This window comes from Acidovorax sp. LjRoot117, from assembly GCF_964252695.1.
Taxonomy (GTDB): domain Bacteria; phylum Pseudomonadota; class Gammaproteobacteria; order Burkholderiales; family Burkholderiaceae_C; genus Acidovorax.
The window spans coordinates 473,758-496,529 of the sequence record NZ_CAXUPO020000002.1 but is presented as its reverse complement, the minus strand read 5'-3'; the positions used below and the strand labels follow the sequence as shown (position 1 = coordinate 496,529).

General features: G+C 67.6%; 18 protein-coding genes. 15 read left to right on the top strand and 3 right to left on the bottom strand.

The window, feature by feature from the left end:
- Positions 1 to 44: 44 nt before the first annotated feature.
- Together ACSQ3D_RS07620 and ACSQ3D_RS07615 are read left to right on the top strand one after the other, a co-directional pair.
- Positions 45 to 704: a cysteine dioxygenase gene (locus ACSQ3D_RS07620; RefSeq protein WP_396505854.1), complete on the top strand. Its 660-nt coding sequence runs from the start codon at positions 45 to 47 to the stop codon at positions 702 to 704.
- 37 nt (positions 705 to 741) lie between these two features.
- Entirely contained in the window at positions 742 to 2,346 is a 1,605-nt protein-coding gene (locus ACSQ3D_RS07615) for a rhodanese homology domain-containing protein (RefSeq protein ID WP_436126455.1), read from the top strand.
- 119 nt (positions 2,347 to 2,465) lie between these two features.
- Here the strand turns inward: ACSQ3D_RS07615 and ACSQ3D_RS07610 are convergent, their stop codons facing one another.
- Together ACSQ3D_RS07610 and ACSQ3D_RS07605 are read right to left on the bottom strand one after the other, a co-directional pair.
- Positions 2,466 to 3,395 carry an aldose 1-epimerase gene (locus tag ACSQ3D_RS07610; RefSeq protein WP_436126454.1) on the bottom strand — a complete coding sequence of 310 codons (930 nt, stop codon included), beginning with the start codon at positions 3,393 to 3,395 and terminating at the stop codon, positions 2,466 to 2,468.
- Positions 3,396 to 3,524: 129 nt separating this feature from the next.
- The gene (locus tag ACSQ3D_RS07605; protein ID WP_436126727.1) at positions 3,525 to 4,457 is read right to left on the bottom strand and encodes an SMP-30/gluconolactonase/LRE family protein; all 933 of its coding nucleotides are present in this window, start codon (positions 4,455 to 4,457) and stop codon (positions 3,525 to 3,527) included.
- A gap of 138 nt (positions 4,458 to 4,595) precedes the next feature.
- Between ACSQ3D_RS07605 and ACSQ3D_RS07600 the strand changes: the two genes are divergently transcribed.
- A complete protein-coding gene (locus tag ACSQ3D_RS07600) occupies positions 4,596 to 5,417 on the top strand; it encodes an SDR family NAD(P)-dependent oxidoreductase (RefSeq protein WP_436126453.1) in 822 nt (273 codons plus the stop codon).
- A gap of 1,126 nt (positions 5,418 to 6,543) precedes the next feature.
- Here ACSQ3D_RS07600 and ACSQ3D_RS07595 read toward each other — a convergent pair.
- Positions 6,544 to 7,506, bottom strand: a complete 963-nt coding sequence (locus tag ACSQ3D_RS07595; RefSeq protein WP_056168290.1) for a LysR family transcriptional regulator — start codon at positions 7,504 to 7,506, stop codon at positions 6,544 to 6,546.
- Between the two features lie 144 nt (positions 7,507 to 7,650).
- Between ACSQ3D_RS07595 and ACSQ3D_RS07590 the strand changes: the two genes are divergently transcribed.
- The 12 genes from ACSQ3D_RS07590 to ACSQ3D_RS07535 all read left to right on the top strand — a co-directional run bounded on the left by ACSQ3D_RS07590 (position 7,651) and on the right by ACSQ3D_RS07535 (position 22,744).
- Positions 7,651 to 9,102 carry an aldehyde dehydrogenase family protein gene (locus ACSQ3D_RS07590; RefSeq protein WP_436126452.1) on the top strand — a complete coding sequence of 484 codons (1,452 nt, stop codon included), beginning with the start codon at positions 7,651 to 7,653 and terminating at the stop codon, positions 9,100 to 9,102.
- A gap of 122 nt (positions 9,103 to 9,224) precedes the next feature.
- Positions 9,225 to 10,190, top strand: a complete 966-nt coding sequence (locus ACSQ3D_RS07585; RefSeq protein ID WP_436126726.1) for an ABC transporter substrate-binding protein — start codon at positions 9,225 to 9,227, stop codon at positions 10,188 to 10,190.
- A 188-nt stretch (positions 10,191 to 10,378) separates the two neighbouring features.
- Positions 10,379 to 11,449, top strand: coding sequence for a multiple monosaccharide ABC transporter substrate-binding protein (gene chvE, locus ACSQ3D_RS07580; RefSeq protein WP_436126451.1), 1,071 nt, complete (start codon positions 10,379 to 10,381; stop codon positions 11,447 to 11,449).
- A 199-nt stretch (positions 11,450 to 11,648) separates the two neighbouring features.
- Complete coding sequence (gene mmsA, locus ACSQ3D_RS07575) at positions 11,649 to 13,319, top strand: multiple monosaccharide ABC transporter ATP-binding protein (RefSeq protein ID WP_436126450.1); 1,671 nt, start codon at positions 11,649 to 11,651, stop codon at positions 13,317 to 13,319.
- Between the two features lie 5 nt (positions 13,320 to 13,324).
- Positions 13,325 to 14,554 (top strand): multiple monosaccharide ABC transporter permease, encoded by a 1,230-nt coding sequence (gene mmsB, locus ACSQ3D_RS07570; protein ID WP_436126449.1) that lies wholly within the window; start codon positions 13,325 to 13,327, stop codon positions 14,552 to 14,554.
- 4 nt (positions 14,555 to 14,558) lie between these two features.
- A complete protein-coding gene (locus ACSQ3D_RS07565) occupies positions 14,559 to 16,094 on the top strand; it encodes a sugar ABC transporter ATP-binding protein (RefSeq protein WP_436126448.1) in 1,536 nt (511 codons plus the stop codon).
- The gene (locus ACSQ3D_RS07560; RefSeq protein WP_436126447.1) at positions 16,087 to 17,139 is read left to right on the top strand and encodes an ABC transporter permease; all 1,053 of its coding nucleotides are present in this window, start codon (positions 16,087 to 16,089) and stop codon (positions 17,137 to 17,139) included. Before ACSQ3D_RS07565 ends, ACSQ3D_RS07560 begins: the two co-directional genes overlap by 8 nt.
- Positions 17,136 to 18,176 carry a galactofuranose ABC transporter, permease protein YjfF gene (gene yjfF, locus ACSQ3D_RS07555; protein WP_218381673.1) on the top strand — a complete coding sequence of 347 codons (1,041 nt, stop codon included), beginning with the start codon at positions 17,136 to 17,138 and terminating at the stop codon, positions 18,174 to 18,176. The genes ACSQ3D_RS07560 and yjfF overlap by 4 nt, the downstream gene beginning before the upstream one ends.
- Positions 18,177 to 18,210: 34 nt before the next feature.
- Entirely contained in the window at positions 18,211 to 19,944 is a 1,734-nt protein-coding gene (locus ACSQ3D_RS07550) for an IlvD/Edd family dehydratase (RefSeq protein ID WP_436126446.1), read from the top strand.
- A gap of 109 nt (positions 19,945 to 20,053) precedes the next feature.
- A complete protein-coding gene (locus ACSQ3D_RS07545) occupies positions 20,054 to 20,992 on the top strand; it encodes a dihydrodipicolinate synthase family protein (protein WP_436126445.1) in 939 nt (312 codons plus the stop codon).
- A gap of 7 nt (positions 20,993 to 20,999) precedes the next feature.
- A complete protein-coding gene (locus tag ACSQ3D_RS07540; RefSeq protein WP_436126444.1) occupies positions 21,000 to 22,061 on the top strand; it encodes a 2-dehydro-3-deoxygalactonokinase in 1,062 nt (353 codons plus the stop codon).
- Entirely contained in the window at positions 22,058 to 22,744 is a 687-nt protein-coding gene (locus ACSQ3D_RS07535; protein ID WP_056168265.1) for a 2-dehydro-3-deoxy-6-phosphogalactonate aldolase, read from the top strand. Before ACSQ3D_RS07540 ends, ACSQ3D_RS07535 begins: the two co-directional genes overlap by 4 nt.
- The last annotated feature ends 28 nt before the right edge of the window (positions 22,745 to 22,772 follow it).

The window sequence follows — 22,772 nt, the reverse complement described above, 5'->3', positions numbered from 1 at the left end:
AGATTCCGCACACCCCGATGCCCGGCGCTGGTGCAATACCACCCATGAATGCCGTCGCCTCTACCGCCCTGCCGCTGCCCGCGTCCACCGCGACGCCCGCAGCCCCCGACACCGCCCGCCTGCGCCACTTCGTGCAGCAACTGGCCGCCCTGGTGGACAGCGCGCCGCCCGAGCCCGACCTCCTGGCACGCGGCGGCGCGCTGCTGGGCGCACTGGTGGCACACGACGACTGGCTGCCCGCTGCCTATGCGCAGCCCAGCCCCGAGCGCTACCAGCAGTACCTGCTGCATGCCGATGCGCTCGGCCGTTTCTCGGTGGTGAGCTTCGTGTGGGGGCCCGGCCAGGCCACCCCCATCCACGACCACACGGTGTGGGGCCTGATCGGCATGCTGCGCGGGTCCGAGGACTCGCAGGCTTTTGCCCGCACCGCCGACGGCCGCTGGGCGCCCCAGGGCTCGCCGCACCGCCTTCATCCCGGTGACGTGGATGCCGTGTCCCCCACCATCGGCGACGTGCACCGGGTGAACAACGCGTGGGAGGGCCAGACGTCCATCAGCATCCACGTGTATGGCGCCAACATCGGCGCCGTGCAGCGCAGCGTGTACCTGGAAGACGGTACGGCCAAGCCGTTCATCTCCGGCTACAGCAACGCCACGCTGCCCAATATCTGGGACCTGTCCCGCAACCCCGCCGCTGCCGCCTGACCTTCCAGCACAGATCCAGCCTTCCAAGACTTTGCCCATGACCGCTCCCGCCCTGCCCCAGACATCCGTCCTCCAGGTCCGCGAGGCCCTGCTCGCCCGCCGTGAAATCGCCCTGCTCGACGTGCGCGAGGAAGACCCCTTCGCCCAGGGCCACCCGCTGTTCGCCGCCAACCTGCCCGCCAGCAAGATCGAGCTGGAGGCGTTCGCGCGCATACCGCGCCGCGACACCTTCATCGTGGTCTACGACGATGGCGAGGGCCTGGCCGAACCTGCTGCGCGCACGCTGCAGGCGCTGGGCTACACAGAGGTGAGCCTGCTCGCACGCGGCCTGCAGGGCTGGCGCGACGCGGGGGGCGAGCTGTTCATCGACGTGAACGTGCCCAGCAAGTCCTTCGGCGAACTGGTGGAGGCCGAGCGCCACACGCCCTCGCTGGCGGCTGAAGAAGTGCAGGCGCTCATCGACGCCCAGGCCGACGTGGTGGTGCTGGACGCGCGCCGCTACGACGAGTACCACACCATGAACATTCCCACCGGCGTGAGCGTGCCCGGCGCCGAGCTGGTGCTGCGCGCGCAGGCGCTCGCGCCCAACCCGGCCACGCAGATCATCGTGAACTGCGCGGGCCGCACGCGCAGCATCATCGGCACGCAGTCGCTGGTGAACGCGGGCATCCCCAACCCCGTGGCCGCATTGCGCAACGGCACCATCGGCTGGCTGCTGGCCGGACAAACGCTGGAGCGCGGCGCCACGCGCCGCTTCGACCCCGCCGTGCATGCCGACCGCACCCGCGCCCCCGCACAGGCCCGCAACGTGGCCGACCGCGCCCGTGTGCAGCGCGCGCAGGCCGCCGACCTGGCCCGCTTTGCGACCGAGGCCCGGCGCACCACCTACCTGCTGGACGTGCGCACACCCGAAGAGTTTGCCGCGGGCCACCTGCCGGGCTTTCGCAACGCCCCCGGCGGCCAGCTGGTGCAGGAGACCGACCACACGGCCGCGGTGCGCGGCGCGCGGCTGGTGCTGGTGGACGACGACGGCGTGCGCGCCAACATGAGCGCATCGTGGCTGGCGCAGATGGGCTGGGAGGTGTGGGTGCTGGACGGCGCGCAGCCTGCCGACTTCACTGAAACCGGTGCCGTGGCCAACGCCGTGCCCGAGCCCGAAGGCCCCATCCGCTGGACCACGCCCGCGCAACTGGCTGCCTGGCTGAAAGACGAAAGCCCCGGCCACACCGCCGTGCTGGACCTGACCACCAGCGCCAACTACACCCTGCGCCACATCCCGGGCGCGTGGTTTGTGATCCGCTCGCAGCTGGCGCAGGCCTTGCAGTCCATTCCGAAGGCGCAGCGCTACGTGCTGACCTGCGGCAGCAGCCTGCTGGCCAAGTTCGCGGCGAAGGACCTGGAGCGTTTGACGGGCGGTGCTGAGGTCCTGGTGCTGGAAGGCGGCACGCTGGCCTGGATCGCCCAGGGCCTGCCGCTGGAACACGGCGAGACGCGCCTGGCCTCCCCCCGCATCGACCGCTACCGCCGGCCGTACGAAGGCACGGAGAGCCCGCGCGAAGCCATGCAGGCGTATTTGGATTGGGAGTTTGGCCTGGTCGCGCAACTGGGGCGCGATGGCACCCATGGATTTCAGGTGCTGTGACGGTGACGGTGACTGTGACTGTGCCCGAGTACGTTCGCTACAAAATCAATAGCTGCCAGCGCTTTCTGGTCAAGCGGTAGCAGGCAATTTTGATCTGAACTTCGGGTTGCAGCCCCGCTTCAACCCGGCATCGATTCGTAGCGCCACTGCACCTTCAACTCCAGCGACTCCCCCTGCGCCAACGTCCGCAGTCCCGGCTGCCCGGGCTGGTGGAACGCGTCGATGGGCTGGGTGATGGGCTCGAAGCAGAACGCGGGGCCCTGCGGCGGGCGGTAGATCAGGCAGTAGTGTTCCGACGCGCCACCGTCCCGTTCGAAGTCCGGCATGCGGGCCGTCAGTTGCAAACCGCGCTCGGGCCACTCGATGCGGGCCGTGCCGCCCCAGCCGGTGTAGGCGTTGTCGATCAGGCTGCCGTTCGCAGGGATGCCCTCGCTCAGGTTCCAGCTGTCGGGAAACTGCGTGGTGTGCTGGGTCGGTATCGGGTCGCTGCCGCTGAGCCACACGGCTTCCACCGGGGCAGTGATGCGCGTGGCCGGTGTGCGCGGGAACCACGGATGCAGGCCCAGGCCATACGGCATCGGCCGGGTGCCCAGGTGCCGCACCCGCAGGCTCTGGTCCAGGCCCCCATCCACCAGGCGAAAGGTCTGCACGCAGTCGTAGTCGTACGGGTTGCCGTCGAAGCGCTCGGAGCGCAGCGCCATCTCCAGCGTGTCGCTGGCCGGTTGGCTGATGGCCCAGGGCTGCAGCCAGCCGTCGCCATGGATGGGGTACGGCTCGCCAGCGCGGTTGGGCTGCATGGCATGGAACTGTCCGCCGTGCGAGAACCCGCCGCCGCTGATGCGGTTGGACCAGGGCACCATCGCGAACGATGCCAGCTTGTACAGGTCAGGGGTCTGGCCGTCCCAGCGTCGCCACAGGTCGATGCGCTCGGGCGTCCCGCGCGGGTCATCGACCTGCCAGGCCGCGACGCTGCCGCCCAGGGTGGGAACCAGCCCCAGGTGCTGGTTGGCGTGGTGGAGCCAGACGATGGGGTGCGTGGCTTCGGTCATGGGCAGGCTTTCTTGAAATGGAGACGTTGAAGGGTGCACAAGGCAAGGCAGGGGAACTGCGGCCCGCTTGCCATGCTGCGCGATGCGATGCGATGCGGTGGGGTGCAGGGCTGCGCGCCGCCGCCTCGGTCAACCGCCGAACAGGTGGGCGGGCAAGCCCGCGCTGTCCACGGACACGGCGAACAGCGCCCCGGCCAGCGGCTCGGCCGCCAGCTGCGCAGGCGTCAGGCCCCCGCGCGCCGAGGTGATGAACAGCGTGCGCAAGTCGGCCCCGCCGAAGGCGCAGTTGGTGACCTGGCTCACCGGCAAGGCCACGCGGCCCAACTCGGCCCCCGTCACCGGGTCGTGGCAGGTCACGCACGAGCCGCCCCAGTGCGCAATCCACAGCCGCCCCTGCGCATCCGTGGTCATGCCGTCGGGCACGCCGTCCTCGGGCAGCCAGCGCATCCACAGCATCTTGTTCGTCAAGGTGCCCGTCGCGGGGTCGGTGTCGTAGCGGTAGGTGCAGCCTTGCACGGTGTCGTTGAAGTACATCGCCAGGCCCTGCCCCGTGCCCGACCACGTGGGGCCATTCGTCACGGCAAAACCGTCGTCATGGCGGGTGCAGCGGCCATCGGGGTCGTAGCGGTACAGGGCGCCCGCGGGGGCCTCGCACGCAAAGTCCATGGAGCCCGCCCAGAAGCGCCCTTGCGCATCGCACTTGCCGTCGTTGAAGCGGTTTCCCGCGCGCTCCATTTCGGGCTGGTGCACGTAGCGGGGCTGTTCATCGGCGGCCGGGTCGAAGAGGGCGAAACCCCGGCGCAGCGTCACGATGAGGCCCGGCGCATGGGCGCGCTCGGCCAGGGCAGAGATTTCTTCGGCAAAGGTCCAGCGCCGGTATGCGTCGCTCGCCGGGTCCCAGCGGTGCAGGTGCCGCGCGAGGATGTCCACCCAGTACAGCGCCTGTTCGCGCACGGACCACATCAGGCCCTCGCCCAGTTCCGACTCCAGCGCCTGCACGCAGCGCACCGTGCCGATGGTGGGCACTGAGAAAGCCGCAGCCTGTGGCGCGGCGGTGGACATATTGAGCTGGCTCACGCGTTGTCTCCGGTGATTGTTTTTGGCCCTGTCTGCTGCAGGGCTCTTGACGGTCGGCATCTTATCAACGCAAACTGATGCCTGTAATTTATATTTTTATCATCCATCGATACCAATATTGATATGTCATCAAATTCGACCCCCACAGCTGCCGTCCCGGGGGCATCGGCCCTGCTGCCCGACGGCCTGTCGCTCTTTCCCAGCCTGCGCGGGCGCTCGGTGTTTGTCACCGGCGGCGGCAGCGGCATCGGCGCCGCCATCGTGGCCGCGTTCGCCCAGCAAGGCGCACGTGTCGCTTTTGTCGACGTGGCCCGGCAGGCCAGCGAAGACCTGGCACAGCAACTGGCAGACGCCGGATTCGCCCGCCCCTGGTGGCGCGTGTGCGACGTGCGCGACATCGACGCCCTGCGCGCCGCCATCCAGGACGCCGCCACGGAGCTGGGCGACTTCCACACGCTGGTGAACAACGTGGCCAGCGATGACCGCCATACGCTCGAGTCGGTGACGCCGGCGTACTACGACGAGCGCATGGCCATCAACGAACGGCCCGCATTCTTTGCCATTCAGGCGGCGGTGCCGGGCATGCGCAGGCTGGGGGGTGGGTCGGTGATCAATCTGGGCTCTACCGGTTGGCAGGGCAAGGGCACGGGCTACCCCTGCTATGCGATTGCGAAGTCGTCGGTGAACGGGCTTACGCGCGGGCTGGCCAAGAGCTTGGGGCAGGACCGGATCCGCATCAATACCGTGTCGCCGGGGTGGGTGATGACGGAGCGGCAGATCAAGCTGTGGCTGGATGCGAAGGGCGAGGAGGAGATTGCGCGGAATCAGTGTTTGCCGGACAAGCTGCGGCCGCATGACATTGCGCGGATGGTGTTGTTTCTGGCGTCGGATGATGCGGCGATGTGTACGGCGCAGGAGTTCAAGGTGGATGCTGGGTGGGTCTAGTGTCACCCTCGCCCGTTCAGGTTGAGCTTGTCGAAACCTGGGCGCTGCGACCCACAGCCGTTCGGGTTGAGCCTGTCGAAACCTGGGCGCAGCGACCCACAGCCGTTCGGGTTGAGCCTGTCGAAACCTGGGCGCAGCGACCCACAGCCGTTCGGGTTGAGCCTGTCGAAACCTGGGCGCTGCTCGCAGGCTCGCTGATGGGCAGCATGCCTTTGTTGAGGGCGGAGGCCGGGAGTCGCCCGGCGTGCGAGTAACTTTCTTTCGCGTCGCCGAAAGAAAGTCACCAAAGAAAGGGCGACCCTACAGCCTGCGTCCCCACTCGCCCTGCGGGCGAGTGGGGCAACCTGCGGTGCTCGGTCGTGGGGTGCGCTGCGGAACTCGCTGCGCGCTGCCGCGCTACGCTCAAACATCCGCAGCGAGTCAGTTCACGATGCGTGTGTCCTTCGGCACACGCTCACCCCACGCCCTGCGCTCCTCGGCGCATCCTGAAGGGATGGGGATGGGGGGAGAGAACATCCACACGGGCCATCGCTGCGCTCGGCCTGGCGGTCGCGGCGCGAAGCGCCTGCGCGTTCGGGGCCGAGCAACGCGATGGCCCGTGTGGCTGTTCGGCTGTCCACCCCCTGTGGCTGCGCCTGCGGCGGGGCGGTTGCGGGGTGGCATGCGCGTCGGAGCGCGCATGCTTCGTGCTCTAGCTCGCCGCAGTTGTTTGAACGTAGCTGCAAAGCAGCGCAGTGAGTTCTGCGGCGCACCCCGCAACCGCCCCGACGCAGGTTTGCCCCGTAGCGCAGCGAAGGGGTCGCAGACTTGGGGTCGCCTTCTCTTTGGTGACTTTCTCTTGGCGAACCAAGAGAAAGTTACCGCGCCGCCGGGCGCGCACCCCGGCTCCCGCCCTCAACACAGGCACACCTCTCAAACCAGCGAGCTCGCGAGCAGCGCCCAGGTTTCAACAAGCTCAACCCGAAGGGATGGAGTTGCGGACGGGCAAGGTTTCGACAGGCTCAACCCGAACGGGCGTGGATCGATGCGCCCAGGTTTCGACAAGCTCAACCCGACCGGACAGTGATGACGTACAAAAGCTTCGACAGGCTCAGCCCGAACGGCCGGTGAGCGCACACAACGCCCCTCACTCACCCACCTCCAGCTTCCTCCCATACTGCACCAGACTCGTCTGCTTCAACGCCCTCATCATCACCTTCGCCGCCGGCGACAACAACCGATCCGTCCGCGTGATGATCCCGAACGCATCCATATGGCAAGGCATCGCCATCGGCAAGACCGCCACGATCCCATGCGACGCGTAGTAATGCGCCACATCCGCCCCCACCACCGCCACCATGTCGCTCTGCTGCAGCATCCGCGTCATGAACAACAGGGCCGCTGTCTCCACCACATTCACCGGCGGCGCCAGGCCATCCTGCTGGAACATCAGGTCGAACCGGTGCCGCAGCACACTCCCCGCGGGCGGCACGATCCAGCTGGCCGACAGCACATCGCGCAGCGTCAGCCCGCTCATGCTCGACAACGGATGCCCCGGCCGGGTAATGGCGCAGACCAGCTCCTCGGTCAGCGGCTCATAGCGCAGGTTGCTCTTGTCGTGCTCTTCATACAGGCGCCCCACCACGATGTCGAGCTTGCCCTGGTCCAGGCGCTCCAGCAGCACCGGGCTGGTTTCGATGTCCAGCGAAATGCGCAGGCTCGGGTGCTCCTGCTTGACCAGCGCTACCGCCGCCGGCAGCAGGCTCAGGCCCGGCGAGGTGATCGCGCCGATGCCCACCTGGCCGTAGTGGCCCCGCTTGAGCGCGCCGATCTCGTCGTGCGCCTGGTTCAAATTGGCCAGCGCCATGCGCGCGTGGCGGATCATGGTCTCGCCGTACCAGGTGGGGCGCATGCCGCGGGGCAGGCGCTCGAACAGGGGCACCTCCAGCACATCCTCCAGGTCCTTGAGCAGCTTGGACGCCGCAGGCTGCGTCATGCTCAGCACCTGGGCCGCGCGGTGGATGTTGCCCTCCTCGGCCAGCGCCACCAGCAGCAGCAGCTGGCGCGTCTTGAGGCGGGCGCGGATGAACCAATGGTTGTAGGTACTCATGGGGAGGGGCGCCGCGAGGCGTGGTGGCTGGGGTTTTCCAGAATGCGGTTATCGATATGTATTTTGACGAAAAAATGATTGGATTGATATCAAAATCATCCATAGACTTCGCCGCAACAGTCACAACGGCTCTTAAAGACCCCCATGAAGTTCGGCGACATGCAGCAGAACCCCCGGCACCTGATCAACGGCCGATGGGAAATCGGCACCACCACCGGCGTCAGCACCAACCCATCGGACACCCGCGAAGTGGTGGCCGAATACGCCCGTGCGGACCGCAACCAGACCGAACTGGCCGTGCGGGCCGCCGCCGATGCCCTGCCCAGCTGGAGCCAGAGCAACCCGCAGCGCCGCGCCGACGTGCTGGACATGATCGGCAGCGAACTGCTGGCCCGCAAGGAGGCCCTGGGCACGCTGCTGGCCCGCGAAGAGGGCAAGACCCTGCCCGAGGCCATCGCCGAGGTCGCGCGCAGCGGGCAGATCTTCAAGTTCTTCGCAGGCGAAGCACTGCGCATCCAGGGCGAGCTGATGGCTTCAGTTCGCCAGGGCGTGCAGGTGGACGTCACCCGCGAACCCGTGGGTGTGGTGGGCATCATCGCGCCGTGGAATTTTCCGTTTGCCATCCCGGCCTGGAAGATCGCCCCGGCCCTGGCCTACGGCAACACGGTGGTCTTCAAGCCGGCCGAGCTGGTACCCGCCTGTGGCTGGGCGCTGGCCGAGATCATCAGCCGCAGCGGCCTGCCCGCCGGTGCCTTCAACCTCGTCATGGGCAGCGGCCGCGAGGTCGGCCAGACCCTGGTGGACCACCCGCTGGTCAACGCGCTGAGCTTCACCGGCTCCGTGGCCACCGGCGACCGCATCCTGCGCTCGGCCTCGGCACGGCGCGCCAAGGTGCAGCTGGAGATGGGCGGCAAGAACCCGCTGATCGTGCTGGCCGATGCCGACCTGGAGCAGGCGGTGGACTGCGCGCTGCAGGGCTCGTACTTCTCCACCGGCCAGCGCTGCACGGCGTCAAGCCGCCTGATCGTGGAAGCGCGCGCGCACGACGCCTTCGTGGGCCGCCTGCGCGAGCGGCTCACCGCGCTCAAGGTCGGCAATGCGCTGGAGCGCGGCATTGAAATGGGCCCGGTGGTGGACAGCACCCAGCTCGATCAGAACCTCAGCTACGTCGATATCGCCCGCACCGAAGGGGCCGAGCATGTGTGGGGCGGCGAGCGCATCGAGCGCGCCACGCCCGGCCACTACATGAGCCCCGCCCTCTTCCTGGCGCGGCCCGAGCACCGCATCGCCCGCGAGGAAATCTTCGGCCCCGTGGCCTGCGTGCTGCGCGCCGACGACTACGACCACGCGCTGTCGCTGGCCAATGACACGCCTTACGGCCTGTGCGCGGGCATCTGCACCACATCGCTCAAGCACGCCATGCACTTCAAGCGCAACGCGGCGGTGGGCATGACCATGGTCAACCTGCCCACGGCGGGCGTGGACTTTCACGTGCCCTTCGGCGGGCGCAAGGAGTCGAGCTACGGAGCGCGCGAGCAGGGCCGCTACGCCGCCGAGTTCTACACCACCGTCAAGACCGGCTACATGCTGGCCTGAACGAATCAAACAGAGTCAAAGAAGAGTCACCGAAGAGTCAAGAGAGCCGAGAAAAAGACGCACGATCGATCCCGCAACGCTGTCATCAACCAACCATTAAAGAAACCAGGAGACAAATGATGATGAAACTGAACCGCCGCACCCTTGCCATAGCCCTCGCAGCCAGCCCCGTGGCCGCGCTGCTGCCTTCGGCCGCCTGGGCACAAAAGCCCATCGTCCTGGGCTTCAGCCAGGTCGGCGCCGAAAGCGAATGGCGCACCGCCAACACCGAATCCATCAAGTCGGCCGCCAAGGAGGCCGGCATCGAACTGAAGTTCTCGGACGCCCGGCAAAAGCAGGAGAACCAGATCAAGGCCATTCGCTCGTTCATCGCGCAGAAGGTGGACGTGATCGCGTTCTCGCCCGTGGTCGAGTCCGGCTGGGAGCCCGTGCTGCGCGAAGCCAAGGCCGCGAAGATCCCCGTGGTGCTGACCGACCGCTCCGTCAACGTCAAGGACACCTCGCTCTACGTGACCTTCATGGGCTCGGACTTCGTGGAAGAAGGCCGCAAGGCCGGCCGCTGGCTGGTCGAGAAGATGAAGGACCAAAAGGGCGACGTCAACATCGTCGAGCTGCAGGGCACCGTGGGCTCGGCTCCCGCCATCGACCGCAAGAAGGGCTTCGAGGAAGTCATCAAGGCGGACCCCAAGTTCAAGATCCTGCGCTCGCAGACCGGCGACTTCACCCGCGCCAAGGGCAAGGAAGTGATGGAAGCCTTCCTCAAGGCCGAGGGCAAGAAGATCAACGTGCTGTACGCGCACAACGACGACATGGCCATCGGCGCGATCCAGGCCATCGAAGAGGCCGGCATGAAGCCCGCCAAGGACATCACCATCATCTCCATCGACGCGGTCAAGGGCGCCTTCGAAGCCATGATCGCCGGCAAGCTCAACGTGAGCGTGGAGTGCAGCCCCCTGCTGGGCCCGCAGCTGATGAGCGCGGTCAAGGACATCAAGGCCGGCAAGACGGTGCAAAAGCGCATCGTGACGGAAGAAGGCATCTTCCCGATGGAGGTCGCGGCGAAAGAATTTCCTAACCGCAAGTATTGACCCCCCTGAGCCGCCTGCGGCGTCTTCCCCCTGAGGGGGACGCCACCAGCGCCCGCAAGTGAAACGCAGCGTTCGCTGCGTGGCGGCCCTTGCGCGGTAGCACTGGCCTTGGGCCGCGCCAGTTGCAAAGGCCATGACGCCACTGGCATCCCTTAAAGCAAAAGATTCACAACAGGAGACGACAACAAATGAAGCGTGCAATTTTCAAGGCCGTGCTGGCCACCGTGGCGCTCGCAGCCATCGGCGCCACGTCGGTGGCATCGGCCCAGGACAAGGGCAGCATCGGCATCTCGATGCCCACCAAGTCCTCGTCGCGCTGGATCGCCGACGGCGACAACATGGTCAAGGTGCTCAAGGAGCGCGGCTACAAGACCGACCTGCAGTACGCGGACGACGACATCCCCAACCAGCTGGCCCAGATCGAGAACATGATCACCAAGGGCGCCAAGGTGCTGGTGATCGCCTCCATCGACGGCACCACGCTCTCGCGCGTACTCCAGAACGCGGCCGACAAAGGCGTGAAGGTCATCGCGTACGACCGCCTGATCAAGGGCTCGAAGAACGTGGACTACTACGCCACGTTCGACAACTTCCAGGTCGGCGTGCTGCAGGCCACGTCCATCGTGGACAAGCTCGGCGTCAAGCAGGGCAAAGGCCCGTTCAACATCGAACTCTTCGGCGGTTCGCCCGACGACAACAACGCCTTCTTCTTCTACGACGGCGCGATGAGCGTGCTGCAGCCGTACATCGACAGCGGCAAGCTGGTGGTGCGCAGCAAGCAGACGGGCATGAACAAGGTGGGCACGCTGCGCTGGGACGGCTCGGTCGCCCAGGCGCGCATGGACAACCTGCTGTCGGCCTACTACGGCAAGGAGAAGGTGCATGCGGTGCTGTCGCCCTACGACGGCCTGTCCATCGGCATCCTGTCGTCCTTGAAGGGCGTGGGCTACTGCACGGCCCAGCAGCCCTGCCCCGTGGTCAGCGGCCAGGACGCCGAGGTGCCATCGGTCAAGTCCATCCTGAAGGGCGAGCAGTACTCCACCGTGTTCAAGGACACGCGCGAGCTGGCCAAGGTGGCCGCCAACATGGTGGACGCCACGCTGTCGGGCAAGCAGCCCGAGATCAACGACACCAAGACCTACAACAACGGCGTGAAGGTGGTGCCCTCGTACCTGCTCAAGCCCGTGTCGGTCGATGCATCCAACTGGAACGCCATCCTGGTGGGTAGCGGCTACTACAAGGAATCGCAGATCAAGTAGTGCAGAGCGTCTCAAAAACTCTTCTGGCGTCGTTGCCGGGTCTTGTCGTACTGGCGTACTGCCTGCGACCCAGCGCCTAGCCAGAACCGCTGCGCTGAGTTTTGTGAAACGCTCCACGCCATGCCTCGCTGCCGGGACACCACCCGGCAGCAAGACTTTCAGGGCCCCAGACGGCCCCCTGTACGAGCCTAGTCAGTCCATGCTTCTTGAAATGCGGAACATCCGCAAAACCTTCCCCGGTGTGGTGGCCCTGAACCAGGTGAACCTGCGCGTGAAGGCCGGTGAGATCCATGCCATCGTCGGCGAGAACGGCGCGGGCAAGTCCACGCTGATGAAGGTGCTGTCCGGCGTGTACCCGCACGGCAGCTACAGCGGCGAGATCGTCTACGACGGCGAGGAACGCCAGTTCGGCGGCATCCGCGACAGCGAACACCTGGGCGTGATCATCATCCACCAGGAGCTGGCGCTGGTGCCTTTGCTCTCCATCGCCGAAAACATCTTCCTGGGCAACGAGACCGCGCGCTACGGCGTGATCGACTGGATGGCCGCGCACAGCAAGACGCAGGCGCTGCTGCACAAGGTGGGCCTGCGCGAATCCCCCGAGACGCTGGTCACGCACCTGGGCGTGGGCAAGCAGCAGCTGGTGGAGATCGCCAAGGCGCTGTCGCGCCAGGTGCGCCTGTTGATCCTGGACGAGCCCACCGCCAGCCTGAACGAGAACGACAGCCAGGCGCTGCTGGACCTGCTGCTGGAACTCAAGGCCCAGGGCATCACCTGCATCCTGATCTCGCACAAGCTCAACGAAATCTCGCGCGTGGCCGACTCCATCACCGTGCTGCGCGACGGCAGCACCGTCGAGACGATGGACTGTGGCGCAGCGCCCGTGAGCGAAGATCGCGTGATCAAGGCCATGGTCGGCCGCGAGATGGCCGACCGCTACCCGCCGCGCGAGCCCCGCATCGGCGAGACCGTGTTCGAGGTGCGCGACTGGCACGCCTGGCACCCCCAGCGCCCCGACCGCGCCTTCATCAAGGGCGTGAACCTGCAGGTGCGCAAGGGCGAGATCGTGGGCATTGCCGGCCTGATGGGCGCAGGCCGCACCGAGCTGGCCATGAGCATCTTCGGCCGCTCGTGGGGCGAGCGCATCAGCGGCCAGGTGCTGCTGCACGGCCGCCCCATCGATGTGAGCACCGTGGAAAAGGCCGTGGCGCATGGCCTGGCCTACGTGACCGAAGACCGCAAGGGCAACGGCCTGGTGCTGAGCGAGGACATCCAGTTCAACGTGTCGCTGGCCAACCTGGGCGGCGTCTCCACCGCCACCGTGATCGACGGCGGGCAGGAGCACCGCGTGGCACAGGACTACCGCGAGAAGCTGCGCATCCGCTGCTCGGGCGTGGACCAGAAGACGCTGAATCTCTCGGGCGGCAACCAGCAGAAGGTGGTGCTGAGCAAATGGCTCTTCACCAACCCCGAGGTGCTCATCCTCGACGAGCCCACCCGCGGCATCGACGTGGGCGCCAAGTACGAGATCTACACCCTGATCGCCCAACTGGCGGCCGAGGGCAAGTGCGTGATCGTGATCTCGTCGGAGATGCCCGAGCTGCTGGGCATCACCGACCGCCTGTACGTGATGAACGAGGGGCGCTTCGTGGCCGAGATGCCGACCGCCGAGGCGTCGCAGGAAAAGATCATGCGCGTGATAGTGGCTGCCCCCCCTGAGTCGCTTCGCGCCATCCCCCCCGAGGGGGACGCCGCCCGTGCGGCGGGGCGGCCCTTGCACGGCGGCTCTGGCCTGGACCGCGCCAATGCCAGCGCCAGCGCCAGCGCCAATCCCTCCGCATCAGACAGCCACCCGCAGCGCAACGCATAACAACCATGAGCCAGATGACCAATCCCTCCCCCACGGCCTCGGCCGCGCCTGCACCGGGTGCGCCCGCGCGCCCCACCCGTTCGCTGCTGGACCACGCCAAGCACAACCTGCGCGAGTACGGCATGCTCATCACGCTGGTCGCCATCATGGGCTTCTTCCAGTACATGACGGACGGCACGCTGATGCAGCCGCTCAACCTCACCAACCTGGTGCTGCAAAACAGCTACATCGTCATCATGGCGCTGGGCATGCTGCTGGTGATCGTGGCGGGGCACATCGACCTGTCGGTGGGCTCCGTGTGCGGCTTCATCGGCGCGCTGGCTGCGGTGCTGATGGTGCAGTACCAGTGGCACTTCGTGCCCGCCACGCTGGCCTGCCTGGCCTGCGGCGGCCTCATCGGTGCGGTGCAGGGCTGGTTCGTGGCGTTCTCGCGCATTCCTTCGTTCATCGTCACGCTGGCCGGCATGCTGGTCTTCAAGGGCCTAGCGCTGGCGCTGCTGGCCGGGCAGTCGGTGGGCCCCTTTCCTGAAGCGTTCCAGATGCTGAGCTCGGGCTTCATGCCCGACCTGTTCAGCGTGGAGGGGCTCAAGCTCACATCGCTGCTGCTGGGCGTGGCCGTGGCGGCCGCGCTGGTGGTGGCCGGCCTGCGCGCCCGGGCCAACCGGCTGCGCCACGGCGTGCATGTGGAGCCCACCGCATTCTTCCTGGCACGCACCGCGGTGTTTGCCGCACTGCTCATCTACTTCAGCTACCTGCTGGCCTCGTACAAGGGCCTGCCCAATGTGCTCATCGTGATGGCGCTGCTGATCGTGCTGTTCGACTTCATCACCAGCCGCACCACCATCGGCCGGCGCATCTACGCCATGGGCGGCAACGAAAAGGCGGCCAAGCTCTCGGGCATCAAGACCGAACGGCTGTCGTTCTACGCCTTCGTCAACATGGGCGTGCTGGCGGCGCTGGCGGGCCTGGTGTTCGCCGCGCGTCTGAACACCGCCACGCCCAAGGCGGGCCTGGGCTTCGAGCTCGATGTGATCGCGGCCTGCTTCATCGGCGGTGCGTCTGCCTCGGGCGGTGTGGGCAAGGTGATGGGTGCGGTGATCGGCGCGTTCGTGATGGGCGTGATGAACAACGGCATGTCCATCCTGGGCATCGGCATCGACTACCAGCAGGTGATCAAGGGTGTGGTGCTGCTGGCTGCCGTGCTCGTTGACGTCTACAACAAGAACAAAGCCTGATGCCATGGACGCGGCCACCGCTCACACCCCTGCCCCCGTGCTCGAACTCACGGGCATCCACAAGCAGTTCGCGGGCATCCCCGTTCTGCGCGATGTGCAGTTGCGCCTGTACCCCGGCGAGATCCATGCGCTGATGGGGCAGAACGGTGCGGGCAAGTCCACGCTGATCAAGGTGCTGACGGGCGTGATCAAGCCCAGCGGCGGGCAGATGCGGCTGGGGGATGATGCGGTGTGGCCCGACTCGCCGCTGGCCGCGCAGCGCCTGGGCATCAGCACCGTGTACCAGGAGGTCAACCTCTGCCCCAACCTCTCGGTGGCCGAGAACATCTTTGCGGGCCGCTACCCACGCTGCGGCATCGCGCAGGGCTTTCGCATCGACTGGGCGCTGATGCACCAGCGCTCGCGCGAGCTGGTGGCGCGCATCGGGCTGAACATCGACGTGACGCGCCTGCTGTCGGACTACCCCGTGGCCGTGCAGCAGCTGGTGGCCATTGCCCGCGCGCTGAGCATCGAAGCGCGCGTGCTCATCCTGGACGAGCCCACCTCCAGCCTGGACGACGACGAGGTGCAAAAGCTCTTCGAGGTGCTGCGCCGGCTGCGGGGCGAGGGCCTGTCGATCGTGTTCGTGACGCACTTCCTGAACCAGGTGTATGCCGTGTCGGACCGCATCACCGTGCTGCGCAACGGCACCTGGGTGGGTGAATGGGCCGTCAACGACCTGGGGCCCCAGGCCCTGATCGCCGCCATGCTGGGCCGCGACCTGGCTGCGCAGGCCGCGCAGACATCGCCGCCCCCCGTGGCGAACGCTTCGGACACCGCACTGCTGCAGACCGAAGGCCTGGGGCAGACCGGCCAGCTGCAGCCGCTGGACCTGCAGATCCGCGCGGGCGAAGTGGTGGGCCTGGCGGGCCTGCTGGGCGCGGGCCGCACCGAGCTGGCACGCCTGCTGTTCGGGCTGGAGCAGCCCGACCGCGGCATGCTGCGCATCGACGGCAAGGCGGTGAGCTTTTCCAACCCCATGGACGCCATCCGCCAGGGCCTGGCACTGTGCCCCGAAGAGCGCAAGACCGACGGCATCGTGGCCGAGCTGTCGGTGCGCGAGAACATCGCCCTGGCACTGCAGGCGCGCATGGGCGTGGGCAAATTCCTCTCGCGCGCCGAGCAGGCGGCCATTGCCGACCGCTATGTGCAGCTGCTGGGCATCAAGACCGCGAGCGTGGACACGCCCATCGGCCTGCTGTCAGGCGGCAACCAGCAAAAGGCCATCCTCGCGCGCTGGATGGCGATCGAGCCGCGCCTGTTGATCCTGGACGAGCCCACCCGCGGCATCGACGTGGCGGCCAAGCAGGAAATCATGGACCAGATCCTGCGCCTGGCGCAGGCCGGCATGGCCGTGCTGTTCATCTCGTCGGAGATGAGCGAAGTGGTGCGCGTGGCCCACCGCATCGTGGTGCTGCGCGACCGCCGCAAGGTGGGCGAGCTGCCCGCCGGCAGCACCGAAGACGCCGTGTACGAACTCATCGCTGCCGAACATGCTTGAAGAACGCAATACCCCTTCCCCATTTGCAGCGCTGATGCGCCACCGCCTGGCCTGGCCCATCATCACGCTGCTGCTGTTGCTGGCCGTCAACACGGCCTTCAACGCCAGCTTCGTGCGCATCGAGTGGCGCGACGGGCATCTGTACGGCAGCCTGATCGACATCCTCAACCGCGCGGCGCCGCTGGTGCTGGTGTCGCTGGGCATGACGATGGTCATTGCCACGCGCGGCATCGACATCTCGGTGGGTGCGGTGGTGGCCATTGCCGCCGCCGTGGCGGCCTGGATGATCGGCGGTTCGGTGTCGGGCACCGAGAGCCGCTTTCCGCTGCCCGTGGCCATCCTGGGCGCCATTGGCGTGGCCCTGCTCTGCGGGCTGTGGAACGGCGTGCTCGTGGCGCGCGTGGGCATGCAGCCCATCATCGCCACGCTGATCCTCATGGTGGCGGGCCGGGGCATCGCCCAGCTGATCACCGACGGGCAGATCATCACCATCTACTACACGCCCTACTTCTTCATCGGCGGCGGGTACCTGGCCGGGCTGCCGTTCTCGCTGTTCATCGTGGCGGCCGTGTTTGCCGTGCTGTACCTGGCCGTCACGCGCACGGCGCTGGGCCTGTTCGTGCAGGCAGTCGGCATCAACCCCACGGCGGCGCGGGTGGCGGGCGTGCAGGCGGGCCGCCTGACCATGGCGGCCTACGTCTTCTGCGGCGTGTGCGCGGGCATCGCGGGCCTGTTGATCAGCTCCAACGTGAAGAGCGCGGACGGCAACAACGCAGGCCAGTTGCTGGAGCTCGATGCCATCCTGGCCGTGACGCTGGGCGGCACGGCGTTGACCGGCGGGCGATTCAGCCTGGTGGGCAGCGTGATCGGCGCGCTCATCATCCAGACGCTGACCTATGCCATCTACTCGCTGGGCGTGCCGCCCGAGGTCAACCTGGTGGTCAAGGCCGTGGTGGTGTTCATCGTGATGCTGCTGCAGTCGCCCGAGTTTCGCGCGCAGGTCGGCGCCATCGCACGCCGACCAGGCGCGGGGGCCCTGTCATGAGCGCCGTTCCGAAGACTGCAGGCTTGAGCACCGTGGCCTCCTCATCCGCGCCCCAGGCCGCCGGCACACGCTCGCGGCTCAACCCCAAGTACCTGCCGCTGGCCGCCACCATCTCGCTGTTCGTGGCCATGGCGACGCTGGGCTCGGTGATGTACACCGGGTTCTTCTCGGCCCAGGTGTTCCTCAACCTGCTGATCGACAACGCTTTTCTCATCATCGTGGCAGTGGGCATGACGTTCGTCATCCTGTCGGGCGGCATCGACCTGTCGGTGGGCTCGGTGGTGGCGCTGACCACCATGGTGCTGGCCGCGCTGGTGGAGCACAAGGGCTGGAGCCCGCTGGTGGCCGTGCCGGTGGTGCTGCTGATGGGCACGCTGTTCGGCGCTTTCATGGGCTTTCTCATCGAGCGGTTTCGACTGCAGCCGTTCATCGTGACGCTGGCGGGCATGTTCCTCGCGCGGGGGCTGTGCTACCTCATCAGCATCGACTCGATCAGCATTACGCACGAGGCGTACTCCGAGATCTCGCAGTGGCGCCTGCCGCTTTGGGAGGGTGCCTCGCTGTCGCTGGGCGCGCTGATCGCCATCGCGGTGCTGCTGGCGGCGCTGTTCGTCGCGCACTGCACGCCGTTCGGCCGCGCGGTGTATGCCGTGGGCGGCAGCGAGAACTCCGCCGTGCTGATGGGCCTGCCCGTGCGCGCCACGCTGATCGGGGTGTACACGCTCTCGGGCTTTTGCTCGGCGCTGGCGGGTGTGGTGTTCACGTTCTACATGCTCTCGGGCTATGGCCTGCATGCCGTGGGCATGGAGCTTGACGCCATCGCCGCCGTCGTGATCGGCGGCACGCTGCTCACCGGTGGGGTCGGCTACGTGGTGGGCACGCTGTTCGGCGTGCTGATGCTCGGAATCATCCAGACCCTGATCTCGTTCGACGGCACGCTCAGCTCGTGGTGGACCCGCATCGTCGTCGGCGTGCTGCTGTTCGTCTTCTGCCTGCTGCAGCGCCTGCTCACGCGCCGCTCCGGCAAGCGGTCCTGACCTTTACCCATCTTCTCCCTGATCCGCATCCACAATGACCAACACCCCGCGCAAACTCCGCTCCGCCGAATGGTTCGGCACCGCCGACAAGAACGGCTTCATGTACCGAAGCTGGATGAAGAACCAGGGCATTCCGGACCATGAGTTCGACGGCCGCCCGATCATCGGCATCTGCAACACCTGGTCAGAGCTCACGCCCTGCAACGCGCACTTTCGCAAGATCGCCGAGCACGTCAAGCGCGGCATCTACGAGGCGGGCGGCTTTCCGGTCGAGTTCCCGGTGTTCTCCAACGGCGAATCCAACCTGCGCCCCACGGCCATGCTCACGCGCAACCTGGCCAGCATGGACGTGGAAGAAGCCATTCGCGGCAACCCCATCGACGCGGTGGTGCTGCTGGTGGGCTGCGACAAGACCACGCCCGCGCTGCTGATGGGCGCGGCCAGCTGCGACGTGCCGGCCATCGTGGTCACGGGCGGGCCCATGCTCAACGGCAAGCTCGACGGCAAGGACATCGGCTCGGGCACGGCCGTGTGGCGCCTGCACGAATCGCTGAAGGCCGGCGAGATCAACGAGCACCAGTTCTTCGCGGCCGAGGCCGGCATGTCCCGCTCCGCCGGCACCTGCAACACCATGGGCACAGCCAGCACCATGGCCTGCATGGCCGAGTCGCTGGGCACATCGCTGCCGCACAACGCGGCCATACCCGCGGTGGACTCGCGCCGCTACGTGCTGGCCCACATGTCGGGCCGCCGCATCGTGGAGATGGCGCACGAAGGGCTCACGCTCTCCAAGATCCTGACGCGCGAAGCGTTCGAGAACGCGATCCGCACCAACGCGGCCATCGGCGGCTCGACCAACGCGGTCATCCACCTCAAGGCCATCGCGGGCCGCATCGGCGTGCAGCTGGACCTGGAGGACTGGACGCGCATCGGCCGCGGCACGCCCACGCTGGTGGACCTGCAGCCCTCGGGCCGCTTCCTGATGGAAGAGTTCTACTACGCCGGGGGCCTGCCGGCGGTGCTGCGCCGCCTGGGCGAGAACAACCTGCTGCCCCACCCCGACGCACTGACCGTGAACGGCAAGACGCTGTGGGACAACGTGCGCGAGGCGCCCCAGTACAACGACGAAGTCATCCGCACCATCGACAACCCGCTGATCGCCGACGGCGGCATCTGCATCCTGCGCGGCAACCTGTCGCCGCGCGGCGCAGTGCTGAAGCCCTCTGCCGCGTCGCCCGAGCTGCTCAAGCACCGCGGCCGCGCCGTGGTGTTCGAGAACCTGGAGCATTACAAGGAGCGCATCGTCGATGAGGACCTGGACATCGACGCCAGCTGCGTGATGGTGATGAAGAACTGCGGCCCCAAGGGCTACCCCGGCATGGCCGAGGTGGGCAACATGGGCCTGCCCCCGAAGCTGCTGCGCCAGGGCGTGAAGGACATGGTGCGCATCTCCGACGCGCGCATGAGCGGCACGGCGTACGGCACCGTGGTGCTGCATGTGGCCCCCGAGGCCGCCGCGGGTGGCCCGCTGGCCGCCGTGCGCGATGGCGATTTCATCGAGCTGGACTGCGAGCAAGGCCGCCTGCACCTCGATATCAGCGACGAGGAACTGGCCGCGCGCCTGGCCGCATTGGCCAGCACCGACATGGGCGGGCGCGGTGGCTACCAGCGCCTGTATGTGGACCACGTGCTGCAGGCCGACGACGGCTGCGACTTCGACTTCCTGGTCGGCTGCCGCGGCTCTGCCGTCCCTCGTCACTCGCACTGATACCAATGGCCCATCCGCTACAGGACGCGCTACATATTTCATAGCTTTTAGCGCTTTCCAGACAAGCGCTAGAGCCGCATTTCATTCAAATATTCACCCATCCTCCGCCATGCCAGCCACGCCTTCCCTCCAGAGCCCACGCTACCGCGGGATCTTCCCCGTAGTGCCCACCACGTTCCATGAAGACGGCACCCTGGACATCGAGAGCCAGAAGCGCTGCCTCGACTTCATGATCGACGCCGGTGTGGACGGCGTCTGCATCCTGGCCAACTTCTCCGAACAGTTTTCGCTGTCCGACGCCGAGCGCGAGACGCTGACCCGCGTCTCGCTGGAGCACGTGGCCGGCCGCGTGCCGGTCATCGTCACCACCACCCACTACGGCACCCGCGTGTGCGCCGAGCGCAGCCGCGCCGCGCAGGACATGGGCGCCGCCATGGTGATGATCATGCCGCCCTACCACGGTGCTACCTTCCGCGTGCCCGAAGCGCAGATCCACGAGTTCTATGCCCGCGTGTCCGATGCGATCCGCATTCCGATCATGGTGCAGGACGCACCCGCCAGCGGCACCGTGCTGTCGGCCCCGTTCCTCGCGCGCATGGCGCAGGAGATCGAGCACCTGGCCTATTTCAAGATTGAGGTGCCCGGCGCTGCGAGCAAGCTGCGCGAGCTGATCCGCCTGGGCGGCGCGGCCGTCGAAGGCCCGTGGGACGGCGAAGAGGCCATCACCCTGCTGGCCGACCTGGATGCCGGCGCCACCGGCGCGATGACGGGCGGCGCCTTCCCCGACGGCATCCGCCCCATCATCGAAGCCCACCGCCAGGGCGACATGGACCAGGCCTTTGCGCTCTACCAGCGCTGGCTGCCCCTCATCAACCACGAAAACCGCCAGGGCGGCATCCTGACCGCCAAGGCGCTGATGAAGGAAGGCGGCGTGATCGCCTGCGAGGCGGGCCGCCACCCCTTCCCGGCCATGCACCCTGAAGTGCGCCGGGGCCTGATCGACATCGCACGCCGGCTGGACCCGCTGGTGCTGCGCTGGGGCCGGTAAACACGCCATGGCCGACACCGCCAACCTCTCGGACACCCGCCTGGTGGCCCTGGACTGGGGCACCAGTTCGCTGCGCGCCTTTCGCCTGGGCGCCCACGGGCAGGTGCTGGAGCAACGCAGCCGCCCCTGGGGCATCATGAACCTGCCCCCGGTACCCGCGGGCCAGGCCGATGCCGAGCCCGGCGCAGCCTTCGAGCGCGCCTTGCAGGACGCCTGCGGCGACTGGCTGGCCACCCTGCCCTCGGTGCCGGTGCTGGCCTGCGGCATGGTGGGCAGCGCCCAGGGCTGGCGCGAAGCCCAATACCTGGACACCCCCACTTCGCTGGACGACCTCGGGCGCGGTCTGACCGTGGTGCAGCGTGGCAGCGGCACCCCCCTGCACATCGTGCCCGGGCTGCTGCAGCGCGCGGGCCTGCCCAACGTGATGCGCGGTGAGGAAACGCAGGTGCTGGGTGTCTTGGCCGACACATCCGTCGCCAGCCCAGGCCCCGTACTGGTCGGCCTGCCGGGCACGCACAGCAAGTGGGTGGTGGCGCAGGGCGACGGTGCCCGGCGCAGCATCCAGGGGTTCCACACCTTCATGACCGGCGAAGTGTTTGCCGCACTGCGCGGGCACACCATCCTGGGCAAGACGATGCAGGCACCCGCCGCGCCTGACGACGCCGCCTTTGCGCAGGGCCTGCAGGTGGCGCGCGGCAGCGATGCGGCGCTGGGCCTGCTGTCGCACATCTTCAGCACCCGCACGCTGGGCCTGACGGGCGCGTTGCCCGCCGCGGCGCAGGCGGACTACCTGTCGGGCATCCTCATCGGGCACGAGATCGCCAGCCTGGCGCGCCTGCACCCGCCCACTGGCGCCGCCCCCATCCCGCTGGTGCTGTGCGGCGAGGCCGACCTGTGCCGCCGCTACGCCATCGCCCTGCAGGCCTATGGATTTACACAGCCCACCATCGCTGCGCAGGCCACCGTCACGGGCCTGTGGCAGATCGCCATCGCTGCTGGGCTCGCCGCCGGGCTGCCAGCAGCAACGGACGCAGAACGCACCCCATTCCCCAGGAGCCACGCCGCATGAACCCCATCGACAAGAACCTGTTCAGCACCATGCAGGCCTGCGGCCTGATCGCCATCCTGCGCGGCGTGCAGCCGCACGAGGTGGTGGCCATCGGCCACGTGCTGTACGACGCGGGGTTTCGCATCATCGAGGTGCCGCTGAACTCCCCACAGCCCCTGGCCAGCATCCGCGCCCTGCGCAATGCGCTGCCCGCCGACTGCCTGGTGGGCGCGGGCACGGTGATCACGGCCGAGGCCTGCGCTGACGTGGCCGCCGCGGGCGGGCAGATCATCGTCATGCCCCACAGCGACCCCGCGGTGATCCGCACCGCCCGCGCGGCCGGCATGGCCTGCGCACCCGGCGTGGCCACGCTGACCGAGGCCTATGCCGCGCTGGCCGCGGGCGCCAACATGCTCAAGCTCTTTCCGGCCGAGGCGCTGCCGCCGCATGTGCTCAAAGCCTGGCGCGCGGTCATCACCCCACCCATGGCGCTGGTGCCGGTGGGCGGCATCGTGCCCGAGAGCATCGCCACCTACGCAGCGGCCGGGGCCAGCGGCTTCGGCCTGGGCTCGGCCCTGTACCGCCCGGGCGACAGCGCAGGCGACGTGGCCGCCAAGGCCGTTGCGTTCGTCACCGCGTGGCAGGACGCCTACAGCCCGGCACACGGTGCGCACCCCAATGCCGCCACGGGCCCGGCTGCCTAGACGTCCTATCGCTGCGTTGCCGCTCCTC